The following is a 19,527-nucleotide window of genomic DNA, read 5'->3' as shown; positions in this document are numbered from 1 at the left end:
GCTCGTGGTCGGGACCGACTACGGGGTCTCCCATCCAATGGGAGCCCGCGCACGCCGGACCGCGCGTGAATCTGCGGGCGCATCAGGTGAACCAGCAGACGGTGCGGCCGATGCGATTGGCGGCTGCGGACGCCCCGGACGGTCCGGTCGATCACCACCATGTCGTACCGACTGATGGTCGGTGACGCTCCGGCTCAGCGCGATCCGGCCCTGACGCGAGGCCGCGCGGCCCGAGTCTTCGCCGGCACCGGTTCGACGGGACGTCGGAGCCGGTCGTCGAGCAGGTGCGCCAGCCCGACGACAAGCCCGACGGCGGCGCCCCACAGCGCCGAGACGACCAGGCCGAGAATGACTGCGAGGACGTACGTTCCGAGGCCCTGATGGGTCTCGAAGCTGAGATACACGATGCGCACGAGGTTGCCGACCGCGACACCGAGCATGGTGGCGAGCAGGCCGGCGAGGAACGGGCGGCGCCGGCTCGCGGACAACCGGAACCAGGCCGTCGCGATCATCACGAGGGCGGCGGCGACGTCAACGAACCAGAACGTCCACGTGGTGTCGCCCAATGGGAACAGGCGCAGCGGAGGGATCCCGAACGGCCACCCGATCGCGCTGGGGATCAGCAACTCCGGGGTGAACGTGAGGACCCGGCCGGTGATCGACCACGTGCCGAACAGGATCGACGCGAGGACGAGCGTCGCGGTCGCGGGCCACGGACCCGCCGCGATCCGCTGGATCAGCGGCCTTGCCGAAAACGCCCCGGACTGGACAGACATGGCGCAACATTAGCCCAGTAAGTAGGACGATCGTCCAGGTTTTGCGTGCGAAAGTGAGTGGTGGAGCGGTGGGACGTGTGAGGGTGCTGTCCTTGGCGGCCGTCGGGGCACTGGTCCTCGCCGGGGGCATCGGTGCCGCGCTCCGGGCGGACCCGGCACAGTCGACCGCGTACCTCACCGACGACGCCGGCCGTGCGCTGATCCTCAACGGCTTCAACACCGCATCGAGCGCCAAGAGCACGCCGGACGGCATGCCGACGTTCACCGAGGCGGACCTCGACCGCGAGCACACCGACATGGGCACCAACTTCGTGCGGTTCCTCATCTCGTGGCGGTCGGTGGAACCCGAACCCGGTGTGTACAGCCAGGAGTATCTGGACCGCGTCGCCGAACGCGTCGACTGGTACGCCGAACGCGGCTACAGCGTCATGCTCGACATGCACCAGGACCTGTACTCGAGCGCCATCACCCCGAGCGGACAGAACGGCAACGGAGCGCCGGCGTGGGCGACGTACCTGGACGGGCTGCCCGTGGGCGACAACGACATGTGGGAGATGTACTACCTCGAGCCCGGCGTGATCCGGGCGTTCGACAACTTCTGGAACACCACCGGCAAGCATCCGGAACTCACCGACCACTACGCGAACGCGTGGCGCGCGGTCGCCGAACGTTTCGCCGGCAACCCCGCGGTGGTCGCGTACGACCTGATGAACGAGCCGTACGGCGGCACCCTGCAGGGGCCGGCGTTCGAGGCCGGGCCGCTGACGGCGCTGTACCAGAAGACGTCCGACGCGATCCGCGAAGTCGACCAGGACACCTGGGTGTGCGTCGCCCCGCAGGCGATGGGCACTAACTGGGGCACGCCCAGCGGACTGCGCCCCATCGACGACGCCCGTGACGGCGAGCAGCGCGTCGCGTACTGCCCGCACATCTACCCGCTGCCGATGGATCTCGGCGGCGGATATACCGGCAGTTCCCGGACCCAGGTGGACGCGACGATCGACGCATGGCGCGGCAACGTCCTGCGCACCGCCGCCGACCTCGGGAACGCGCCGATCATCCTGGGAGAGTTCGGACTCGACACCACGCTTCCGGGTGCCCTGGACTACGTGAACCGGATCTACGACACCGCCCGCGACATGGGCGCCGGTGTCTCCTACTGGTCGCGGGACCCCGGGCCCTGGGGTCCGTACGAGGAGGACGGCGCCGAGCGTAACCTCGTTGGGGCGCTGGACGAGCCGTACCCGCGGGCGATCGCCGGGCAACCCGTCCGATGGGCGGCCGACGCGGACCGCCTCGAATTCTCCTATGTGCCGAACCTGTCGATCACTGCACCCACCGAGGTGTACCTGCCGGTGCGCACCTTCCCGGACGGTCCCGACGTCGACGGTGCGCACGTTGCAAACTGGAATCCCGAGACCCGAATCCTGACCTTGCGCGCGCCGGCCACCCGGCAGGAGGTCACGGTCACCGTCACACCGCGCGGCTGACCGTCACGCATCGGGACGCGGCGCGAACTCCGTGCGCAGCATGTCGCCGCAGTCGTCGAGTTCGGGTGACGGGATCGTCGCCCCGAGCGAATCCCATGTCCCGAACTTCAGCGGTGTGCCCGGAACGTCGAACCCGCCCACGTTCTTGATCATTCCGCGGACCGCGATCTGGTCGAGTTTGCGGGTGTCGTCGACGTTGAGGACGATTCCGACCGGCACACCGGCCTCGATGAGGCGGCCCCGCCACGCCTCGCCGGTGTCGGTGCGCAGCACATCCTCCATCGCGGTCTTGAGGTCGGTGTGGTTGGCGCAGCGGTCGACGTTGGTGGCGAACCGGGTGTCCTCGGGTAGGTGGGTGAGGCCCATTGCGCCGCACATGAGTTCGAAGAGGTGGTCGTTGCCGACCGCGATCGCGATCGGGCGGTCGCTGCACTCGAACGTGTCGAACGGATACATGAACGGGTGCCGGTTCCCCAGACGAGTGGGGCGTACCCGGGGGCCGAGGGCATCCATGAGCCCGTGCTCCATCAACGAGAACGTGCTGTCGAGCATCGCGATGTCCACTGTGGTGCCGCGCCCCGTCCGATCCCGGGCGACGAGGGCGGTGAGGATTCCGCAGTACCCCATGATGCCGGCGGTGATGTCCGAGATCGAGGTGCCCACCCGGGTGGCCGGGCCGTCCGGCCATCCGGTGGCGTCCATGATCCCCGACAGCGCCTGGATAACGGTGTCGTAGGCCGATTCCTGATGCATCGGCCCGTACTGGCCGAACCCGGAGATCGAACAGACGATCAGTCGCGGATGCTCGGCTACCAGGTCGTCCGGCGCGAGACCGAGATGCGCCATCACGCCCGGGCGGAAGTTCTCCACCACCACGTCGGCGTGCTTGATCATCGAGCGCACCAACGCCATGTCGTCGGCGTCCTTCAGGTTCAGCGCGATGCTCTCCTTGCCGACGTTCGCCAGCCGGTAGTACTCCGAGCTGCCGTCGTCGGCGAACGGGCCCATCTGCCTGGTGTCGTCGCCGATCCCGGGGCGCTCGATCTTGATGACCCGGGCACCCGCGTCGGCGAGCATCCGCGTGCAGGTCGGTCCGGCGAGCACATGGGTGAAGTCGACGACCGTGATGCCCTCGAGCGCCTGCGGTTTGGTGGGGTCGAGATGTCCGCCGGGATCGTGTTCGGTCATGGCTCCTCCTCGTGCGCCGGACGGTTCAGCTTCTGCAGGTGGCCGCTCTCGGTGCCGTCGGCCGGGTCGATCACGCAGTCGAGGAGTGCGGGCTCACCCGACGCCAGTGCCGACCGCACCGCCGCGGCCACCTCGTCGGGCGTCTCCGCGTGGTACCCGACGCCGCCGAACGCCTCGATCAGCGTGTCGTACCGGCTCGAGTGCAGCAGCACCGTCGGCGCCGGATCGGCCGAGTGCGTGTTGATCTCGTCGCCCCGGTACACGCCGCCGTTGTTGAACACCAGCACGACGACGGGCAGTCGGTACCGGCAGATCGTCTCGATCTCCATGCCGCTGAACCCGAACGCGCTGTCGCCCTCGATCGCGACCACCGGCGACCCGGTCTCGACGGCCGCCGCGATCGCGTATCCGAGACCCACGCCCATCACGCCCCACGTCCCGGTGTCCAGGCGGTGGCGTGGCCGGTGGATCGGAATGATGTTGCGTGCGTTGTCGAGGGTGTTCGCGCCCTCGCTGACGACGATCACGTCGGGATGGGCGGCGAGGACGTCCCGTACCGCGCGCAGCGCGACGGCGAAGTTCATCGGATGCACGTCGGCGCGCAGCCGCGCCTCCATTTTCGCGGTGTTCGCCTGCTTCTTCGCCGCGATCTCGGCGAGCCACTCCGGCGACGGCGTGACCGCGCCGGGCCGCAACGCCGCCAGCAGCGCCGTCATCGAGGACGCGATGTCGCCGGCAACCGGGGCGGCGATCGGCCGGTTGCTGTCGAACTCGGTGGGGCAGACGTCGAGCTGGACGAACCGGGCGTCGGGGGACCACCGGGGCGAGCGGCCGTGCTCGAGCATCCAGTTGAGCCGCGCGCCGACGAGCACCACCACGTCGGCGCTGCCGAGCACCAGCGAGCGGGCCGCGGCCGCGGCCTGCGGATGGTCGTCGGGCAGCAGCCCCTTGGCCATCGACATCGGCAGGAACGGGGCGCCGGTTGCCTCGACGAACGCGCGAATCTCCTTGTCGGCGCGGGCATACGCGGCACCCTTGCCGAGCAGGATCAGGGGACGCTCGGCGCGTTCGAGGAGCGCAACTGCCCGCTCGACCGACTCAGGAGCGGGCAATTGGCGCGGCGCGGGATCGACCAACGGTGGACGTGGCGTGCGGGGCGCGGTCGCGGCCAGCATCCGGGCCGGCAGGTCGAGGTACACCCCGCCCGGGCGTCCGGACACCGCGGCGCGAAAGGCCCGGCCGACGCCGATCCCGATGAGTTCAGGGGAGTCGACACGGTACGCGGCCTTCGCGAACGGCCGGGCGGTGGCGAGTTGGTCGAGCTCCTCGTAGTCGCCCTGCTGTAGATCGACGATCGATCGCTCGCTGGACCCGCTGATCTGGATCATCGGGAAACAGTCGGTGGTGGCGTTCGCGAGCGCAACGAGCCCGTTGAGGAATCCGGGCGCGGACACCGTGAGACAGACGCCGGGCCGGCCGGTGAGGAATCCCGCCGCGGCGGCCGCGTGCCCGGCGGCCTGCTCGTTGCGGAACCCGAGGTAGCGGAGGCCGCGCGCCTGCGCGGTCCGGGCGAGATCGGTGACCGGTATCCCCACGACGCCGTAGATCGTTGTGACTCCGACATTTTCGAGCGCGTCGACGACGAGTTCGTTCCCGTAGACAGTCTCGACGTCGGTCATGGGTGCATCCCCGAACGGCTGGACTCGGCCCCGTGCGGGGGCCCGGTCTTCTCCGAGTATCCACCTTCGAACGGCCTGGGTCAGCAGCTGCCGACATGCCGGACCGAATGATCCGGCATGTCCGCAGTGTCAGTTCACGCTCAGCCCTTCGCGGCGCTGACGCCTGCGCGACGACCGAAGAAGCTGCCGTCGCCGAGCGAGGTGCCCGACGCGTAGCCCCATGCGCAGACGCCGGCGGTGCAGCGACCGGCCGCGAAGAGGCCGGGAATCGGATCGCCCGACACGTGCAGCACCTCGGAGGCAGTGTTGGTGCGCAGACCACCCAGCGTGAATCCGGCGGTGAAGTTGCGCAGGTCCAGTGCTGCGATCGGCGAGCCGATCGGCTTGACCCACTCGGGCTTCTTCCCGAGCACCGGATCCTGCCCGTTCGCGGCATGCTTGTTGTAGACCTCGACCGTCGCCTGCAGTGTGCCCTCCGGCAGCCCCATCTCGGCCTCGAGTTCCTCGACGGTCTCGGCCACCCACTTGGGCTGGAAGCGGAAGAACGGCGTCGAACTCGGCGTAGTCTTCGCCTCCTCGTACGCGTCCTCGTCGATGATCAGGTACGCCTGATTGTCGTTCTGCAGCAGCGTGAGCTGACCGATCCGTCCCGGATAGGTGTCCTCGTTGACATAGCGCTGACCGCGCCCGTTGACCAGGATGCCGCGGACCATCATCTGCGGATCACCGAAGAAGGCGACCTCGGTAGCGTCCATGTGCGCCAGGTCGGCGCCGAGGGCCTGCGCCATCCGGATCGACCGGCCGTCGTGCTCCTCGATCGCGGCGCCGGGACGTCCGATGAGGCGGGGCGCAAACGCCTCGACCATGTCCTTGTTGTAAGCGAAGCTACCGGTGGCCAGCACGACGCCCTTGCGGGCGCGCACCACCACGTCCTTGCCGTACTGCTTGGCCTGCACGCCGACGACCCGGCCGGTGGCATCGGTGACCAGGGTCTGGACGCGCATGTCGTACTGGGCTTGCACCCCGAGTTTCTCGGCCGTCTCGACCAGCGGCTTCATGAGCATGTAGCCGCCGCCCTTCTCGCCCACCTTCTTGTCCGCCATCTGCGGGATGTGGCCGCGCGGGGCGGGTGTGGCAATCGTGTTGAACGGCGCCGAGTTCTCGCCGCCCGAGTACATCAGGCCGTCGTCGAACGGCGTCTCCCAGCCGGGCTGACCGTAGAAGCTCTCCTTGAACGGGACGCCGCAGTCGACCAGCCAGTTGTAGTGGTCGACGCTGCCCTCGCAGTATTCGGTGATCTTCGCTTCGTCGGCGCCGGGCCCGAGTGCCGCCATCATGAACGTCTTCATGTTCTCGGGGGTGTCCTCGAACCCGAGTGCCTTCTGCAGCGGGGTGCCGCCACCCATGTAGATGAATCCGCCCGCCAACGAGGCCGCACCGCCCCACCCGCCGGCCCGCTCGAGTACGAGGACCTCGGCGCCGGCGCGGGCAGCCTCGACCGCGGCGCTGACGCCGGCGATACCGTAGCCCGCGATCACGACATCGGCCTCGTAGTCCCAGACGTCGATGCTCTCGGCGGACAAGGGACGGACCGGGGTGGCCCCGGACACCGGCTGTGACATGTGGGTGGATCCTTTCGACTGGGTAGAACGTGTTCTATAAATCAGTATCCGCGTATCGGGCGGCCGGCGTGCCCGAATCGGGCGGACTACTCGGAGCGCTGCTTCTCCGCGGCGCGCGCGGCCTTACGACGATCGGCCTTGACCGCGATCAGCGCGTTGTTCAGTCCGGTGCCCAACGGCCAGCCGACGTAGTGGCAGAGGAAGATCGCGGCCTCCTCGATCTGCTGTTCGGTCAACTCCTCGTTGCCCAGCGCGGCGTTGATCTGGATCTTCGCGACATCGGTCTGCCCTTGCGCCGCGATCGCTCCGAGCAGCAGCAGGCGCCGATCGCGCAGGCTCAGGCCCGGACGCGTCCAGATGTCGGCGAACAGGTGGTCGGCGGTGACGGCGAAGAAGTCGCCCGGCACGTCCGACGGCATCTCCCAGCCGTACACCTGGTTCATCATCGCGACCCCACGCTTGCGTCGTTCCGACGTGGTGGCGTCGCCGTTGTGGTCGGTCATGCGTTCTCCTTGTGGTGGGCGCGGTCGGCGACCGTTCCGGTGCCGACACCGAGTCCGGGGCCGAGGCCGGCGAGGGCCCGGGCGCCGAGGGGCAGGTCGACGTCGAACCGGTCGCCCAGATCGAGCGCCAGCGCGAGATCCTTCTCCCCGAGGTTGCGGACGTGGGACAGGATCGAGAACCACGGGTCGTCGTCCGCGACCGGAGCGGTCGTGTCGCGGAGCATGATCGCCCCCGCGCCCCCGGTGATCGCGTCGGTGTGGCGGACCACCTTGCCGAGCTTGCGGATGTCGATGCCGGCTGCCTCGGCCAGGCGCGCCGCCTCGCACGCCGCGGTGAACGACACGAAGTGGAGTAGGTTGCGCGCCAGCTTCATCCGGGTTCCGGCGCCCACCGGCCCGGCATGGACCACCAGCTCGGCGAAGTAGCCGAACGGTTCGCGGACCGCCTCGAATGCCTCGTCGCTGCCTCCGACCATGACGGCGAGCCGGCCCTGCTGTGCTCCCGGCGCTCCGCCGCTGACCGGTGCGTCGATCAGGTCGACCCCCTTGGCCCTGCAGGTTGCGGCCAGTTCGGTCGCCGTCGTGTCGCTGATCGTGGAGTGCACCGCGATCACCGTGCCGGGCCGGGCCGTGGACAGGATGCCGTCCGGTCCGGCGACGACGTCGCGGACCTGGCCGTCGTCGAGGACGGTCACCGAGATGACCGACGCGCGATCGGCGACCTGCGCCGGCGTCGACACCGCGGTCGCGCCCGCTGTCGTGAACGGTTCGACGGCCTCGGCGCGGGCGTCGCACACGACCAGCGTGCCCGGACGTTCGAGCAGTCGGGTGGCCATCGGGGCGCCCATGTTCCCCAGACCGATGTAGCCGACCGCGCGGGTGGGTTCGCTCACGACCGGATCACCTGCCCGCCGTCCACGTTGAAGATCTGGCCGGTGATCCAGCTCGCCTCGTCGGACAGCAGGAACAGGCACATGCCGACCAGGTCCTCGGGAGTGCCCATGCGCTGCAGGGGAATCCGCTTCACCATATCGGCGACGATGTTGCCGGGCGTGACCGTCCGGGTGGCCTCGGTGTCGATCGGGCCCGGGGCGATCGCGTTGATCCGGATGTTCGACCAGCCGAGTTCGAACGCGAGCTGCTGGGTGAGGCCGTTGATCCCGACCTTCGCCAGACCGTAGAAGTTTGAGTACACCCACGCGGCGGTGGACGACTGGTTGACGATCGACCCGCCGCTCTCGCGCATGTGCGGCACGACGGCCCGACACACGTTGAGCGCACCGTCCATGTTGACGCTCATGAATTTCTTGTAGTAGTCCCACGGCACCGTGAGCAGCGAGTCGAGTTTCATGCCGCCGTAGATCGCCGCGTTGTTCACGAGGTGGTCGATGCGGCCGAACCTCTCGATCGTGAACGACGCCAGATCCAGGGCCGAGTCCGGTTCGGCCACATCGACTTCCTTGAAGACGGCGGAGCCGCCGTCGGAGGTGATCTGTTTGGCGACCGTCTCGCCCAGCTCACGGTTGAGATCGGCGACGACCACGTCGGCGCCTTCGGCGGCAAGTGCCCGGGCATACCCCTCGCCGATGCCCTGGGCGGCGCCGGTGACGATGGCGGTGCGTCCGTCGAAACGTCCCATCTGCATGTCTCCTGTCGTCGAATTCGGCTAAGCGGTCGCGGGTTCCGCGACGAGCTTGGTCTCCAGGTACTCCTCGAAGCCGGCCACGCCCATCTCCCGGCCGATTCCGGACTGCTTGTAGCCGCCGAACGGTGCATCCGCCGCGTACCAGACGCCTCCGTTGACGGCGAGGGTTCCGGTGCGGACGCCCTCCACGACATGCCGGACGCGATCGGGATCGGTGCCCCACACGGATCCGGAGAGGCCGTAGGGCGAGTCGTTCGCGATGCGAATCGCGTCGTCGTCGCCGTCGTGGGGGAGGATTACCAGTACCGGCCCGAAGATCTCCTCCTGGGCGACGCGGGACGAGTTGTCGAGACCCGAGATCAGGGTGGGTTCGACGAAGAAGCCACGCTCGTGCTCGGCGGGCCGTCCGCCGCCCACGACGATCGTCCCGCCCTCCTCCACCGCGAGCTTCAGGTAGCTCTCGACGCGTGCACGCTGACGGGCGGAGATCAATGGGCCGCAGACGGTTCCGCGTTCGTCGGGGTCGCCGGGCCGGATCCCCGCCATCGTGCGGGCGGTGGCCGCGACGGCGTCGTCGTAGCGTTCGCGCGGCACCAGCAGGCGGGTCGTGATCGCGCACCCCTGACCGGCATGGGTGCACACCGTGAACGCGGCGATCGCGCAGGCGGCGGCGAGGTCGGCGTCGTCCAGGACGACGAACGCGGACTTCCCGCCCAGCTCGAGGAACACCTTCTTCAGTGATTGTGCGGCCGCGGTCATGACGGCTTTGCCGGTCGCGGTGGAGCCGGTGAAGGAGATCAGGTCGACGCGTGGATCCTCGGCGAGCTGCGCGCCGAGCCGATGGTCGGTCGAGGTGACGATGTTGACGACGCCCGCCGGGATGTCGGTCTCCTCCGCGATGACCTTGCCGACCAATGCCGCGCACCAGGGTGTATCGGGAGCCGGCTTGAGGACGACGGTGTTGCCGGCCGCGAGCGCGGGCCCGAGCTTCGCGAAGTTGATCTGGTGCGGAAAGTTCCAGGGCGTGACCGCTCCGACGACGCCGACGGCCTCTTTGAGGACCCGGCGCCGCGTTCTGATACCCATTGGCGCCGCGACGCCCAGATCGGACTCCCACGCGTACGACTCGGCGAGGTCGGCGAAGTAGCCGAGATCCGCGATCGGGCCCTCGAGCTGCGGCCCGGCGGTGAGCATGCGGGGTGCGCCCACCTCGGCGATCGTGATCTCGCGCAGCTCCTCGATGTGCGACTGCAGGGTATCGCGCAACTGACGCAGACACCGCGCGCGGAAGCTGTGATCGCGCGACCAGGACGTCTCGTCGAAGGCCCGGCGGGCCGCCGCGATCGCCGCGTCCATGTCGGCGGCCGTGCCCTCTGCCGCGTGGCCCACCACCTCCTCGGTGGCGGGCGCGAGCACCTCGAACACGCCGCCCGAACCGGGAACCAGTTTGCCGTCGATCAGGAGCGCGGAGCTGTCGGTCGGTCGAAGCGTCATTGCGCAGAACCTTTCTGGCTGGACAGGTGTCTGGACTATAGTACGAACAAATGTCGCCAGCAATGCCGTTCCGATGGAATGTCATTCGGAATCCATTGCAGTAGTGCAAGGGAGCAGTCATGGGGAGAGTTGCCGGGAAAGTTGTCCTGGTCACCGGTGCCGCCCGCGGTCAGGGGCGCAGTCATGCGGTTCGGCTGGCGGAGGAGGGCGCCGACGTGATCGCTTTCGACGTCTGTGCCGACATCGGAACCAACGAGTACCCGCTGGCGACCGAGGCGGATCTGGACGAGACCGCGCGGCTCGTCGAGAAGGCCGGCGGCAGGATTGTCGCGGCCGAGGTGGACGTCCGGGATCGGGCAGCGCTCGAGGTGTGCCTGGCCGACGCCGTCGCGCAATTGGGCCGCCTCGATGTCGTGGTGGCCAACGCGGGTATCTGTCCGCTCGGCAAGCATTTGCCGGCGCAGGCGTTCGTCGACGCGTTCGACGTCGACTTCGTGGGCGTCGTCAACACCGTGCACGCGGCGCTGCCGTACCTGGGGGAGGGCGCCTCGGTGATCGCGATCGGGTCGGTCGCGGGACTGGTGCCGCAGACCGGCTTCAACGGTCAGCAGGCGCTCCAGGGGCCCGGCGGCGACGGATACGGGTTGGCCAAGAAGATGATCCAGACCTACACGAACTCGCTGGCGCTGACGCTCGGCCCCGATTCGATCCGGGTCAATGCGATCCACCCGACCAACTGCAACACCGACATGCTGCAGAGCACGCCCATGTACAAGACCTTCCGGCCCGACCTCGAGAACCCCACTGCGGAGGATGCTGCGGTGACCTTCCCGTTCATGCAGGCCATGCCGATCCCGTGGGTCGAGCCGGAGGACATCTCGCACGCCGTGGTGTACCTGGCCTCCGACGAATCACGTTACGTCACCGGGCAGCAACTGAGGATCGACGCCGGAGCCGGCATGAAGATCGGCCTCTGATCTCTGCCGACAGACAGGAAACTGTAGTAGTGTCCGGACATGTGTCTAGTATGAGTTTCGAGTCCACGCGCCGGCGCCTTACGCCGAAGCAGGCCGATACCGTCGACCGACTGTGCGAGTCCGCAGTGCAGGTCCTGCGGCAGGAGGATTTCGCCGGTCTCACCGTTCGCGCGGTCGCCTCGCGGGCCGGCGTCGGGCCCGCCACCGCTTACACGTACTTCTCGTCCAAGGAACACCTGGTGGCCGAGGTCTTCTGGCGCCGGCTCTCGCAGTCACCGCGGCCGGAGTCCGACGGGCTCGACCGGACCGGTCGCGTCGTAGCGGTGCTGCGCGGCATCGCCCTCCTGCTCGCCGACGAGCCCGGCTTGTCGAGCGCCGTCACCAACGCACTCCTCGGGAGCGACCCCGACGTCGAGCACTTGCGGGTGCGAATCGGCATCGACATCCGCGGCCGCCTCGAAGAGGCGCTGGGGAAGCCCGCCGATCCCGAACTTCTCGAGACCCTCGACCTCCTGTACGCCGGAGCGCTGCTCCGGGCCGGCATCGGGTACGGCTCCTACCAAGACCTCGCCGGTCAGTTGGAGCGTTCCGCCACAATGATTCTGGAGTGATCACATGACCGAAGCGCTGGTCGACCCGGTGGTCTTCAATCCCTACGACTACGACTTCCACGACGACCCGTACCCGATCTACGCCCGGCTGCGCGACGAGTCCCCGCTCTACCACAATCCGGAGATCGGATTCTGGGCGCTGTCGCGTCACTCCGACGTGCTGCGTGCCTTCCGGGACAGCACCCGGCTGTCGAGTGCAAACGGGGTCTCCCTCGACCCTGCCGCGTACGGGCCGCACGCGCACCTGGTGATGTCCTTCCTCGCGATGGACGACCCGCGGCACGCACGCCTGCGCCAGTTGGTTTCCCGCGGATTCACTCCGCGCCGTGTGGCCGAGCTCGACGGGCGGATCCTCGAACTCACCCGTCAGTACCTCGAGCCGGCTCTGGAAGCCGGTGAATTCGACTGGATCGCCGAGGTTGCGGGCAAGCTCCCGATGGACGTCATCTCCGAACTGATGGGCGTGCCGGAGGCCGACCGCGCGGAACTCCGGCGCCTCGCGGACCTGGTGGTTCACCGGGAGGATGGCGTCCTCGACGTGCCGCCGGCGTCGGTCGAGGCGTCGCTGAGCCTTATGACCTACTACAAGGAGATGATCGAGCAGCGTCGACGTTCGCGTACCGAGGACCTGACGTCGGCGTTGCTCGACGCCGAGATCGACGGCGACAAGCTGTCGGACCAGGAGGTTCTCGGGTTCCTGTTCCTGATGGTGGTCGCCGGCAACGAGACTACGACCAAGCTGCTCGGCAACGCGGCGTACTGGGGCGCCCACAATCCCGATCAGGTCGCGCAGGTGCTGAACGACCCGGCGCGGGTGACGGATTGGGTCGAGGAGACGCTGCGATTCGACACTTCGAGCCAGATCGTCGCCCGCACCACCGCCGTGGATCTCGAGTACTACGGGCAGACGGTTCCGGCAGGAGAGAAGATGCTGCTGCTGATCGGGTCCGCGAACCGCGACGAGGACGTGTTCGAGGACGGCGACCGCTACCGGATCGGCCGGGACTCGACCAACAAACTCGTCAGCTTCGGTGGCGGTGTGCACTTCTGCCTCGGCGCACACCTCGCCCGGCTCGAGGCGAACATCGCCCTCGCCGAATTCGCCAAGAGCGTGAGGCATTTCGAGGTCGACGAGTCCGGAATCGAACGTGTCCATTCCACGAACGTGCGGGGCTTCGCGGCCCTGCCGATGAAGGTGCAGGTGCGCTGATGCCCCGTTTCGAACCCAACCCCACCCGCAGGCCGACGTTGGTCAGCGGCGCGTCGTCCGGAATCGGCGAGGCGGTCGCATACGCGCTCGCCGACCTGGGGCACCCGGTCGCGCTCGGTGCCCGCCGGGTCGCGGAGACGGAGGCGATCGCGGACAAGATCCGCAGCAACGGGGGAGAGGCGTTCGCCCACTTCCTCGACGTCACCGACGACGCCTCGGTGGACGCGTTCGTCACGGCCGCCGAGGAGGCCCTGGGCCCCGCCGAGATCGTCGTCTCCGGTGCGGGCGACCTCGAGTTCGGTGCCGCCGACCAGATGGACCCGGCCAGCTTCGCCAAGCAGATCGACGTGCACCTCGTCGGCGCGCAGCGGCTCGCACACCGCGTCCTACCCGGGATGCGTGAACGCCGCCGCGGCGACTTCGTGCTCATCGGCTCGGATTGCGCCGACCGCCAACGCCCGATGATGGGTGCGTACGACGCCGCCAAGGCCGGCCTCGAGGCGATGGGGCGCCAAATGCGAATGGAACTCGAGGGAACCGGAATTCGAGCCTCGATCGTGCGGCCCGGTCCCACCTTCACGGGCATGGGCATGAACTCCACTCCCGAGATCCTCGCGCCCGTCGCCGAGCTGTGGGGCAAGTGGGGTTTCGCCCGCCACGGATACATGCTGCGCGCATCGGACATGGCGAACGCCGTCGTCGCGGTGGTGGGCGCCCCGCGCGGTGTCCACCTCGTCCTCATCGAAGTCCAGCCCGAGGCGCCGCTCGCGCCCCTTCCGAGTTCCGAGGAGTCGAAATGACCCTGCCCGATCCGCCCCGCGTGTCCGGAGGACTCCACGAACACGGACACCTCGAGGAACTGCGCACCGACCCGATCGCCCTGATGCGCCGCGTGCGCGAGGAGTGCGGCGACGTCGGGGTGTTCCGGTTGGTCGATCGCGACGTGGTGCTCTTGACCGGGGCCGAGGCCAACGAGTTCTTCTTCCGCTCCTCCGACGAGGATCTGGACCAGCAGGCCGCCTACCCGTTCATGAAGCCGATCTTCGGCGAGGGCGTGGTGTTCGACGCGAGCCCCGAGCGCCGGTCGGAAATGCTGCACAACTCCGCACTGCGCGGCGAACAGATGCGGGGCCATGCGACGACGATCGGCGGCGAGGTCGAGGACATGGTGTCCCGGTGGGGAGACGAGGGCGAGATCGATCTGCTCGAGTTCTTCGCCGAACTGACGATCTACACGTCCTCGGCGTGCCTGATCGGCAAGAAGTTCCGAGACGAACTCGACGACCGGTTCGCCAAGCTCTACCACGAACTCGAACAGGGCACCGACGCGATCGCCTTCGTCGACCCGTACGCGCCGATCGAGAGTTTTCGTCGCCGCGACGCCGCTCGCGTCGCCCTCGTCGAGCTCGTCCAGGGCATCATGACCGGGCGCGTCGCCAATCCTCCCCGGGGCAAGGAGGATCGCGACATGCTCGACGTCCTGGTCTCGATCAGGGACGACGAGGGCAACCTGCGCTTCAGCGCGGACGAGATCACCGGAATCTTCATCTCGATGATGTTCGCCGGCCACCACACCACGTCCGGCACCGCGGCGTGGTCGCTCATCGAGCTACTGCGGCATCCGGACACGATGCAGCAGGTCACCGCCGAACTGGACGAGCTGTATGCCGACGGTGCCGACATCAGTTTCCATGCGCTGCGGCAGATCCCGGTCCTCGAGGCGGTGATCAAGGAAACCCTGCGGCTGCATCCGCCGCTGATCATCCTGCTCCGGGTCGCCCGCGGCGACTTCGAGGTGGGCGGGTTCTCGGTCCACGAGGGCAACCTGGTGGCGGCCACGCCGGCGATCTCGAACCGGATCCCGGAGGACTTCCCCGAACCCGACTCCTTCCACCCGGGTCGGTACATCGACCCCAACCAGGAGGACACCGCGAACCGTTGGACGTGGATCCCCTTCGGTGCGGGTCGTCACCGTTGTGTCGGGGCGGCGTTCGCGCAGATGCAGCTGAAGGCGATCTTCTCGATCCTGCTGCGCGACTTCGAGTTCGAGATGGCGCAGTCGGCCGACTCGTACCGCAACGACCACAGCAAGATGGTGGTGCAGTTGCAGCAGCCGTGCCGCGTCCGCTATCGCCGGCGCACCGTCCGGGCGGCGTCCGTCGGAGCGGCGGCAGTGGCTCCGACTGGGTGCCCGGTCGCCCACACGAGTGAGGCCTGACGATGCGCGTCGAAGCTGATCTCGATCTCTGCCAGGGGCACGCCGCATGCGAGATGGAGGCACCCGACGTGTTCACCGTGCCCAAGCGCGGCAAGGTCACCGTCCTCGATGCGAATCCGCCGGAGTCGTTGCGGGCCGACGTCGAGAGCGCGGTCCGGTACTGCCCGACGCAAGCCCTGCGGATCGTCGAGGACTGACGGCGTTTCGCGCACGCACCACACCAGAACCATCGAAGGAGACGACGACATGACCGGATTCGACCGTGGCGAACTGGACGAGATGGTCCAGCGCTGGGTGGACGCCAACAAGAAGGCCGAGGCGGCCGGCGACTGGAAGCCGCTGGCGGACTTCTATACCGAGGACGCCACCTACGGCTGGAACTACGGCCCCAAGCAGGACTTCATGGCAGTGGGGCGTGACGAGATCCGCGACGTCGCGCTCGGACTGGAGATGCAGGGGCTCGAGGGTTGGGAGTATCCCTACCAGGAGTTCGTGATCGACGAGCGCAGTGGCAACGTGATCGGGCTGTGGAAGCAGATCTCCGACGCGGCGCGTCCGGACGGCACCAACTATGCGGTGTACGGCATCGGTGGCAGCTGGTTCCGGTACGGCGGGAACTTCCAGTGGTCCTGGCAGCGTGACTTCTTCGACTTCGGCAATGTCTCGGCACTGTTCATGGAGATGATTCAGAACAATGCGCTGTCGACGGGTATGCAGTCCCGCATCCAGCGCTCGATCTCCGGAGAGAAGCTGCCGGGCTGGTACCCGGTCGGCCAGGCCCCGGTCCCGCTGTGGTGAGCACCGAGGAGCGGCGGTCACCCTCGTTCGCGGCGCTGTCGCGGACGGACCTGGCGGCACTGGTGCCGGAACTGCTGCTGTGCGGCCAGTTGATCGACCGATCCGGGATGGCCCACCTGATCGTCGAGTTCGGGCGGGAGGGCATGGCTCAGGTCGCGATCGAGGAATGGCAGGCGGCGAGTCCCTGGTACACCCGGCGCATGCAGCGTGCATTGCGCTACGAGGGCGACGACGTCGTCACCATCTTCAAGGGCCTGCAGCTCGACATCGGGGCGCCGCCGCAATTCATGGACTTCCGCTTCCGGGTCGACGATCCGCAGCACGGCGAGTTCTGGCTCGACCACTGTGGCGCGCTGATGGACGTCGAACCGCTGGGCGACGAGTACGTGACCGCGATGTGCCACGACATCGAGGACCCCACATTCGACGCCACGGCACTGGCCACCAATGCGCACGCGCAGGTCCGTCCGATCCATCGTCCCCCGCGCCGGCCGGCGGACCGTCACCCACACTGCGCGTGGACCGTCGTCATCGACGAGAAGCACGTCCCGCCGACGATGCAGCCGCACACCGAGCAGATCGGCCGAACCGCCGCCAACACGGTCGAACTCAGCCCGATCGACAACGGCGGCGACGGCAACCACGACTACGCGGGACCGTTGCTCGCCGACCTGCGGTTCCAGGACTTCTCGCAGTCCGCTCTCGTGCGGATCGCCGAGGAGGTGTGCCTGCAGCAACACCTGCTCGCCCTCGGCTTCCTGATCGCGGTCCGCAAGCGCGCGGACGAGGACAAGACCCGCGAGATCACCCGCAAACAGCTCACCGGCATCGCCGGCGTCACCGCGCAACGAATTCGCGACGCGCTCGGTCTGCCAGACGACCTCGAAGGCCTCGCGACCGTGCTGGCACTGCACCCACTGCTGAACCCCACGCAGTACGTGGACAGCGAAATTCGTTTCGACGGAGAGCAACTGGAGCTCGTGATTCGACGGACCGGGCTCGTGGACGTCGACGGTGGCTGGCCCACGCTGATCGATGCCGAGCACCTCGAAGCGCTGCAGGCCCTGGTACGCGGGGTCAATCCGCGCTTCACCGTACGGGTCGTCGGTGACGGCGCCGCCGGGCTGCACGTCACCGTCGACGTCACCACCGACCCCGCGCCCGAATGCGTCGAGGTCGCGATCACCAAGGTGAGCACCGGTGCCGCCTTCGCGTTCGAGGACCGTGGAATTCCGTTGCCGCTCTATGTGATCTGATCGACCGACCCAGACAAGGGGATCTTCGCATGGCCTACACGTTCGCTGACTTGTTCGAGCATTCGGTGGATGCGATGCCGGACCGCCTCGCCATGATCGTCGGCGACGAGCAGGTCACCTACCGAGAACTGGACGAGCGAGCGAACCGGCTCGCGCACCACCTCGCGGGAGCGGGTTTCGGCGTGGGCGCCCACATCGGAGTCCACATGCACAACTCGATCGAGACGATGGTCGCGATCATCGCGTCCTTCAAACTCCGGGCCGTTCCGGTGACGGTGAACTACCGATACACCTCCGACGAACTGCGGTATCTGTACGACAATGCCGACCTCGAGGGGCTGGTGTTCCATCAGGGGTTCGCCGACCGGATCGCCGAGGTGCTGCCCGAACTTCCGCGCATCCGGCACCTCGTCTCGGTTCCCGATGTCCTGGCCTGCGGCGACGAGTGCGAGGTCACCGGGGCTGCCGAATACCGGGACGCGCTCGCGTCGGGAAGTGCAGAGCGCGGCTTCGGGAAGCGCAGCCCCGACGATCACTACATCTTCTACACCGGTGGAACCACCGGTCGACCGAAGGGCGTGGTGTGGCGCCACGAGGACATCTGGCGGGTTCTGGGCGGAGGACTGGACTTCTACACGGGCGAACCGATCCTCGACGAGTTCGAGCAGTCCCGGGCAGGGGTGGCAGCGGGCGAGGCGATGCGCTGGGTGATGCTGCCGCCGTTGATCCACACGTCGGCGATGATGCCGACCTTCACGGCGTTCTTCTCCGGTAACACCGTCATCATGGAACCGAAGTTCGATCCGGGCCGTGTCTGGGCGGTCGTAGCCGAACACCGGCCGCAGGTCATGGTCATCACCGGCGACGCGATGGGACGGCCCCTCGTCGAGGCCTATCGCGAACAGGAGGGGGACACGTCCAGCCTGGCCGTGCTCGCGTCCGGCGCAGCGCTGTTCTCCGCCGCGGTCAAGGACGCCTTCTTCGAGGTGATGCCGAACCTGATGATCTCCGACTCGGTCGGGTCGTCCGAAACCGGCTTCGGCGGAATCGGATTCGCAACCAAGGGGTTCGAGCAGCACGGTGGACCGAAGGTCGGTGCGAACAAGTACTCGGTCGTCGTCGACGACGAGAACCGCATCCTCGTACCGGGTTCCGGAGCCGAAGGCTGGTTGGCGAAACTGGGCAACGTCCCCGTCGGGTACTACAACGACCCAGTCAGATCGGCCGAGATCTTCCGCGTCGTCGACGGGCAGCGCGCGGTGGTCACGGGCGACCGTGCGCGAATTGAGGACGACGGATCGATCACGCTGTTGGGGCGCGGAAACATGGTCGTCAACACCGGCGGCGAGAAGGTGTTCGCGGAGGAAGTCGAGGCCGTCGTCAAGTCGCACCCCGACATCTACGACGCGATCGTCATCGGCGTACCCGACGACCGTTGGGGCAGCCGCGTGGCCACGGTCGTCCGGGTGCGCGACGGCGTCGACCCGGACTTCGAGTCCGTGGAGAAGCACACCCGAAGCCGGCTCGCCGGTTACAAGATCCCGCGAACCTACTGGATCGCCGACGAGGTGCTGCGCACCCCGAGTGGCAAGCCGGACTATGGCTGGGCCAAGGGGCACGCGGGCGCACACGCGCACGCGTACCGGATCGATTAGACGTCGGCGCCGGCGTCCGGGGAAATACCGCCATCTGTGCAGTAACCGCGCGTCTGTCGGAGCTCGGAAATGGATGCCGGCAGCAGAACCGTCGCCGCCGAATACGCTTTCGGGCGCGCGTTATCGCATTTCGAGGCGCCGCCGTTACAGGGCAAATGCGCGTCTTCCTGCGGGTCTGCCGCGAGTCGTCGGTCGTAGGGTGAACGTCGGGGTGAAATCTCCTTCGGTGCGCGGCGCATCGGGATGGAAAGCTGCAGATGGGCCTCGTGCGCCACGATCTTTGGTTAGTAATGCGAATCGAATCTGCTCGGATCCGTGGAAAGGGATGGCTTTCGATATAAGTTCGAGATGCTATCTTCATCACGCCTGTATGCATGTGGCTGGGGGTTTGCTATCCGTTCAGAT

General features: G+C 67.8%; 19 protein-coding genes. 10 read left to right on the top strand and 9 right to left on the bottom strand.

All coding sequences use genetic code 11. The annotated features are described in order from the left end of the window. Positions 1 to 194 precede the first annotated feature (194 nt). Entirely contained in the window at positions 195 to 776 is a 582-nt protein-coding gene (locus PSS76_RS10440; protein WP_064078641.1) for a hypothetical protein, read from the bottom strand. A gap of 68 nt (positions 777 to 844) precedes the next feature. Between PSS76_RS10440 and PSS76_RS10435 the strand changes: the two genes are divergently transcribed. Beyond that, positions 845 to 2,266: a cellulase family glycosylhydrolase gene (locus PSS76_RS10435; RefSeq protein ID WP_064078640.1), complete on the top strand. Its 1,422-nt coding sequence runs from the start codon at positions 845 to 847 to the stop codon at positions 2,264 to 2,266. A 3-nt stretch (positions 2,267 to 2,269) separates the two neighbouring features. Here the strand turns inward: PSS76_RS10435 and PSS76_RS10430 are convergent, their stop codons facing one another. The 7 genes from PSS76_RS10430 to PSS76_RS10400 form a co-directional block, all read right to left on the bottom strand. Continuing rightward, complete coding sequence (locus tag PSS76_RS10430; RefSeq protein WP_005514554.1) at positions 2,270 to 3,454, bottom strand: CaiB/BaiF CoA transferase family protein; 1,185 nt, start codon at positions 3,452 to 3,454, stop codon at positions 2,270 to 2,272. After that, a complete protein-coding gene (gene oxc / locus PSS76_RS10425) occupies positions 3,451 to 5,133 on the bottom strand; it encodes an oxalyl-CoA decarboxylase (RefSeq protein WP_064058688.1) in 1,683 nt (560 codons plus the stop codon). The genes PSS76_RS10430 and oxc overlap by 4 nt, the downstream gene beginning before the upstream one ends. 140 nt (positions 5,134 to 5,273) lie before the next feature. Next, positions 5,274 to 6,755 carry an FAD-dependent oxidoreductase gene (locus PSS76_RS10420; RefSeq protein ID WP_064058689.1) on the bottom strand — a complete coding sequence of 494 codons (1,482 nt, stop codon included), beginning with the start codon at positions 6,753 to 6,755 and terminating at the stop codon, positions 5,274 to 5,276. Between the two features lie 86 nt (positions 6,756 to 6,841). Further along, the gene (locus PSS76_RS10415) at positions 6,842 to 7,258 is read right to left on the bottom strand and encodes a carboxymuconolactone decarboxylase family protein (protein WP_005514551.1); all 417 of its coding nucleotides are present in this window, start codon (positions 7,256 to 7,258) and stop codon (positions 6,842 to 6,844) included. Next, positions 7,255 to 8,151, bottom strand: a complete 897-nt coding sequence (locus tag PSS76_RS10410; protein ID WP_013415345.1) for an NAD(P)-dependent oxidoreductase — start codon at positions 8,149 to 8,151, stop codon at positions 7,255 to 7,257. Before PSS76_RS10410 ends, PSS76_RS10415 begins: the two co-directional genes overlap by 4 nt. Continuing rightward, positions 8,148 to 8,897 carry an SDR family oxidoreductase gene (locus PSS76_RS10405; RefSeq protein ID WP_013415346.1) on the bottom strand — a complete coding sequence of 250 codons (750 nt, stop codon included), beginning with the start codon at positions 8,895 to 8,897 and terminating at the stop codon, positions 8,148 to 8,150. Before PSS76_RS10405 ends, PSS76_RS10410 begins: the two co-directional genes overlap by 4 nt. 27 nt (positions 8,898 to 8,924) lie before the next feature. Then, positions 8,925 to 10,397, bottom strand: coding sequence for an aldehyde dehydrogenase (locus PSS76_RS10400; RefSeq protein ID WP_013415347.1), 1,473 nt, complete (start codon positions 10,395 to 10,397; stop codon positions 8,925 to 8,927). 119 nt (positions 10,398 to 10,516) lie between these two features. On the opposite strand from PSS76_RS10400, the gene PSS76_RS10395 reads away from it, so the two are divergent. Genes PSS76_RS10395 through PSS76_RS10355 form a run of 9 tightly spaced genes read left to right on the top strand, consistent with a single transcriptional unit; the run spans position 10,517 to position 19,122 of the window. Beyond that, a complete protein-coding gene (locus PSS76_RS10395; RefSeq protein ID WP_041674033.1) occupies positions 10,517 to 11,374 on the top strand; it encodes a mycofactocin-coupled SDR family oxidoreductase in 858 nt (285 codons plus the stop codon). A gap of 50 nt (positions 11,375 to 11,424) precedes the next feature. Continuing rightward, positions 11,425 to 11,985 (top strand): TetR/AcrR family transcriptional regulator, encoded by a 561-nt coding sequence (locus PSS76_RS10390; protein WP_005514546.1) that lies wholly within the window; start codon positions 11,425 to 11,427, stop codon positions 11,983 to 11,985. A 4-nt stretch (positions 11,986 to 11,989) separates the two neighbouring features. Next, the gene (locus PSS76_RS10385) at positions 11,990 to 13,195 is read left to right on the top strand and encodes a cytochrome P450 (protein ID WP_005514545.1); all 1,206 of its coding nucleotides are present in this window, start codon (positions 11,990 to 11,992) and stop codon (positions 13,193 to 13,195) included. Continuing rightward, the gene (locus tag PSS76_RS10380; protein WP_005514544.1) at positions 13,195 to 13,995 is read left to right on the top strand and encodes an SDR family oxidoreductase; all 801 of its coding nucleotides are present in this window, start codon (positions 13,195 to 13,197) and stop codon (positions 13,993 to 13,995) included. The genes PSS76_RS10385 and PSS76_RS10380 overlap by 1 nt, the downstream gene beginning before the upstream one ends. Beyond that, positions 13,992 to 15,413, top strand: a complete 1,422-nt coding sequence (gene cyp51 / locus PSS76_RS10375) for a lanosterol 14-alpha demethylase (protein WP_337456170.1) — start codon at positions 13,992 to 13,994, stop codon at positions 15,411 to 15,413. Before PSS76_RS10380 ends, cyp51 begins: the two co-directional genes overlap by 4 nt. Before the next feature lie 2 nt (positions 15,414 to 15,415). Continuing rightward, entirely contained in the window at positions 15,416 to 15,610 is a 195-nt protein-coding gene (locus PSS76_RS10370) for a ferredoxin (protein WP_005514542.1), read from the top strand. 49 nt (positions 15,611 to 15,659) lie between these two features. Continuing rightward, positions 15,660 to 16,211 (top strand): Cif family virulence factor, encoded by a 552-nt coding sequence (locus PSS76_RS10365; RefSeq protein ID WP_005514541.1) that lies wholly within the window; start codon positions 15,660 to 15,662, stop codon positions 16,209 to 16,211. Next, complete coding sequence (locus PSS76_RS10360) at positions 16,205 to 17,467, top strand: hypothetical protein (RefSeq protein WP_084847843.1); 1,263 nt, start codon at positions 16,205 to 16,207, stop codon at positions 17,465 to 17,467. The genes PSS76_RS10365 and PSS76_RS10360 overlap by 7 nt, the downstream gene beginning before the upstream one ends. A 29-nt stretch (positions 17,468 to 17,496) precedes the next feature. Beyond that, the gene (locus tag PSS76_RS10355; RefSeq protein ID WP_084847842.1) at positions 17,497 to 19,122 is read left to right on the top strand and encodes an acyl-CoA synthetase; all 1,626 of its coding nucleotides are present in this window, start codon (positions 17,497 to 17,499) and stop codon (positions 19,120 to 19,122) included. Here PSS76_RS10355 and PSS76_RS10350 read toward each other — a convergent pair. Further along, positions 19,119 to 19,397, bottom strand: coding sequence for a hypothetical protein (locus PSS76_RS10350; protein WP_145274075.1), 279 nt, complete (start codon positions 19,395 to 19,397; stop codon positions 19,119 to 19,121). The genes PSS76_RS10355 and PSS76_RS10350 overlap by 4 nt on opposite strands. Between the last annotated feature and the right edge of the window lie 130 nt (positions 19,398 to 19,527).

Origin of the sequence: Prescottella sp. D32, from assembly GCF_037287305.1 — a bacterium.
Taxonomy (GTDB): domain Bacteria; phylum Actinomycetota; class Actinomycetes; order Mycobacteriales; family Mycobacteriaceae; genus Prescottella; species Prescottella equi.
The sequence above is the reverse complement of the archived record's forward strand: the minus strand, read 5'-3'. Positions and strand labels throughout refer to the sequence as shown.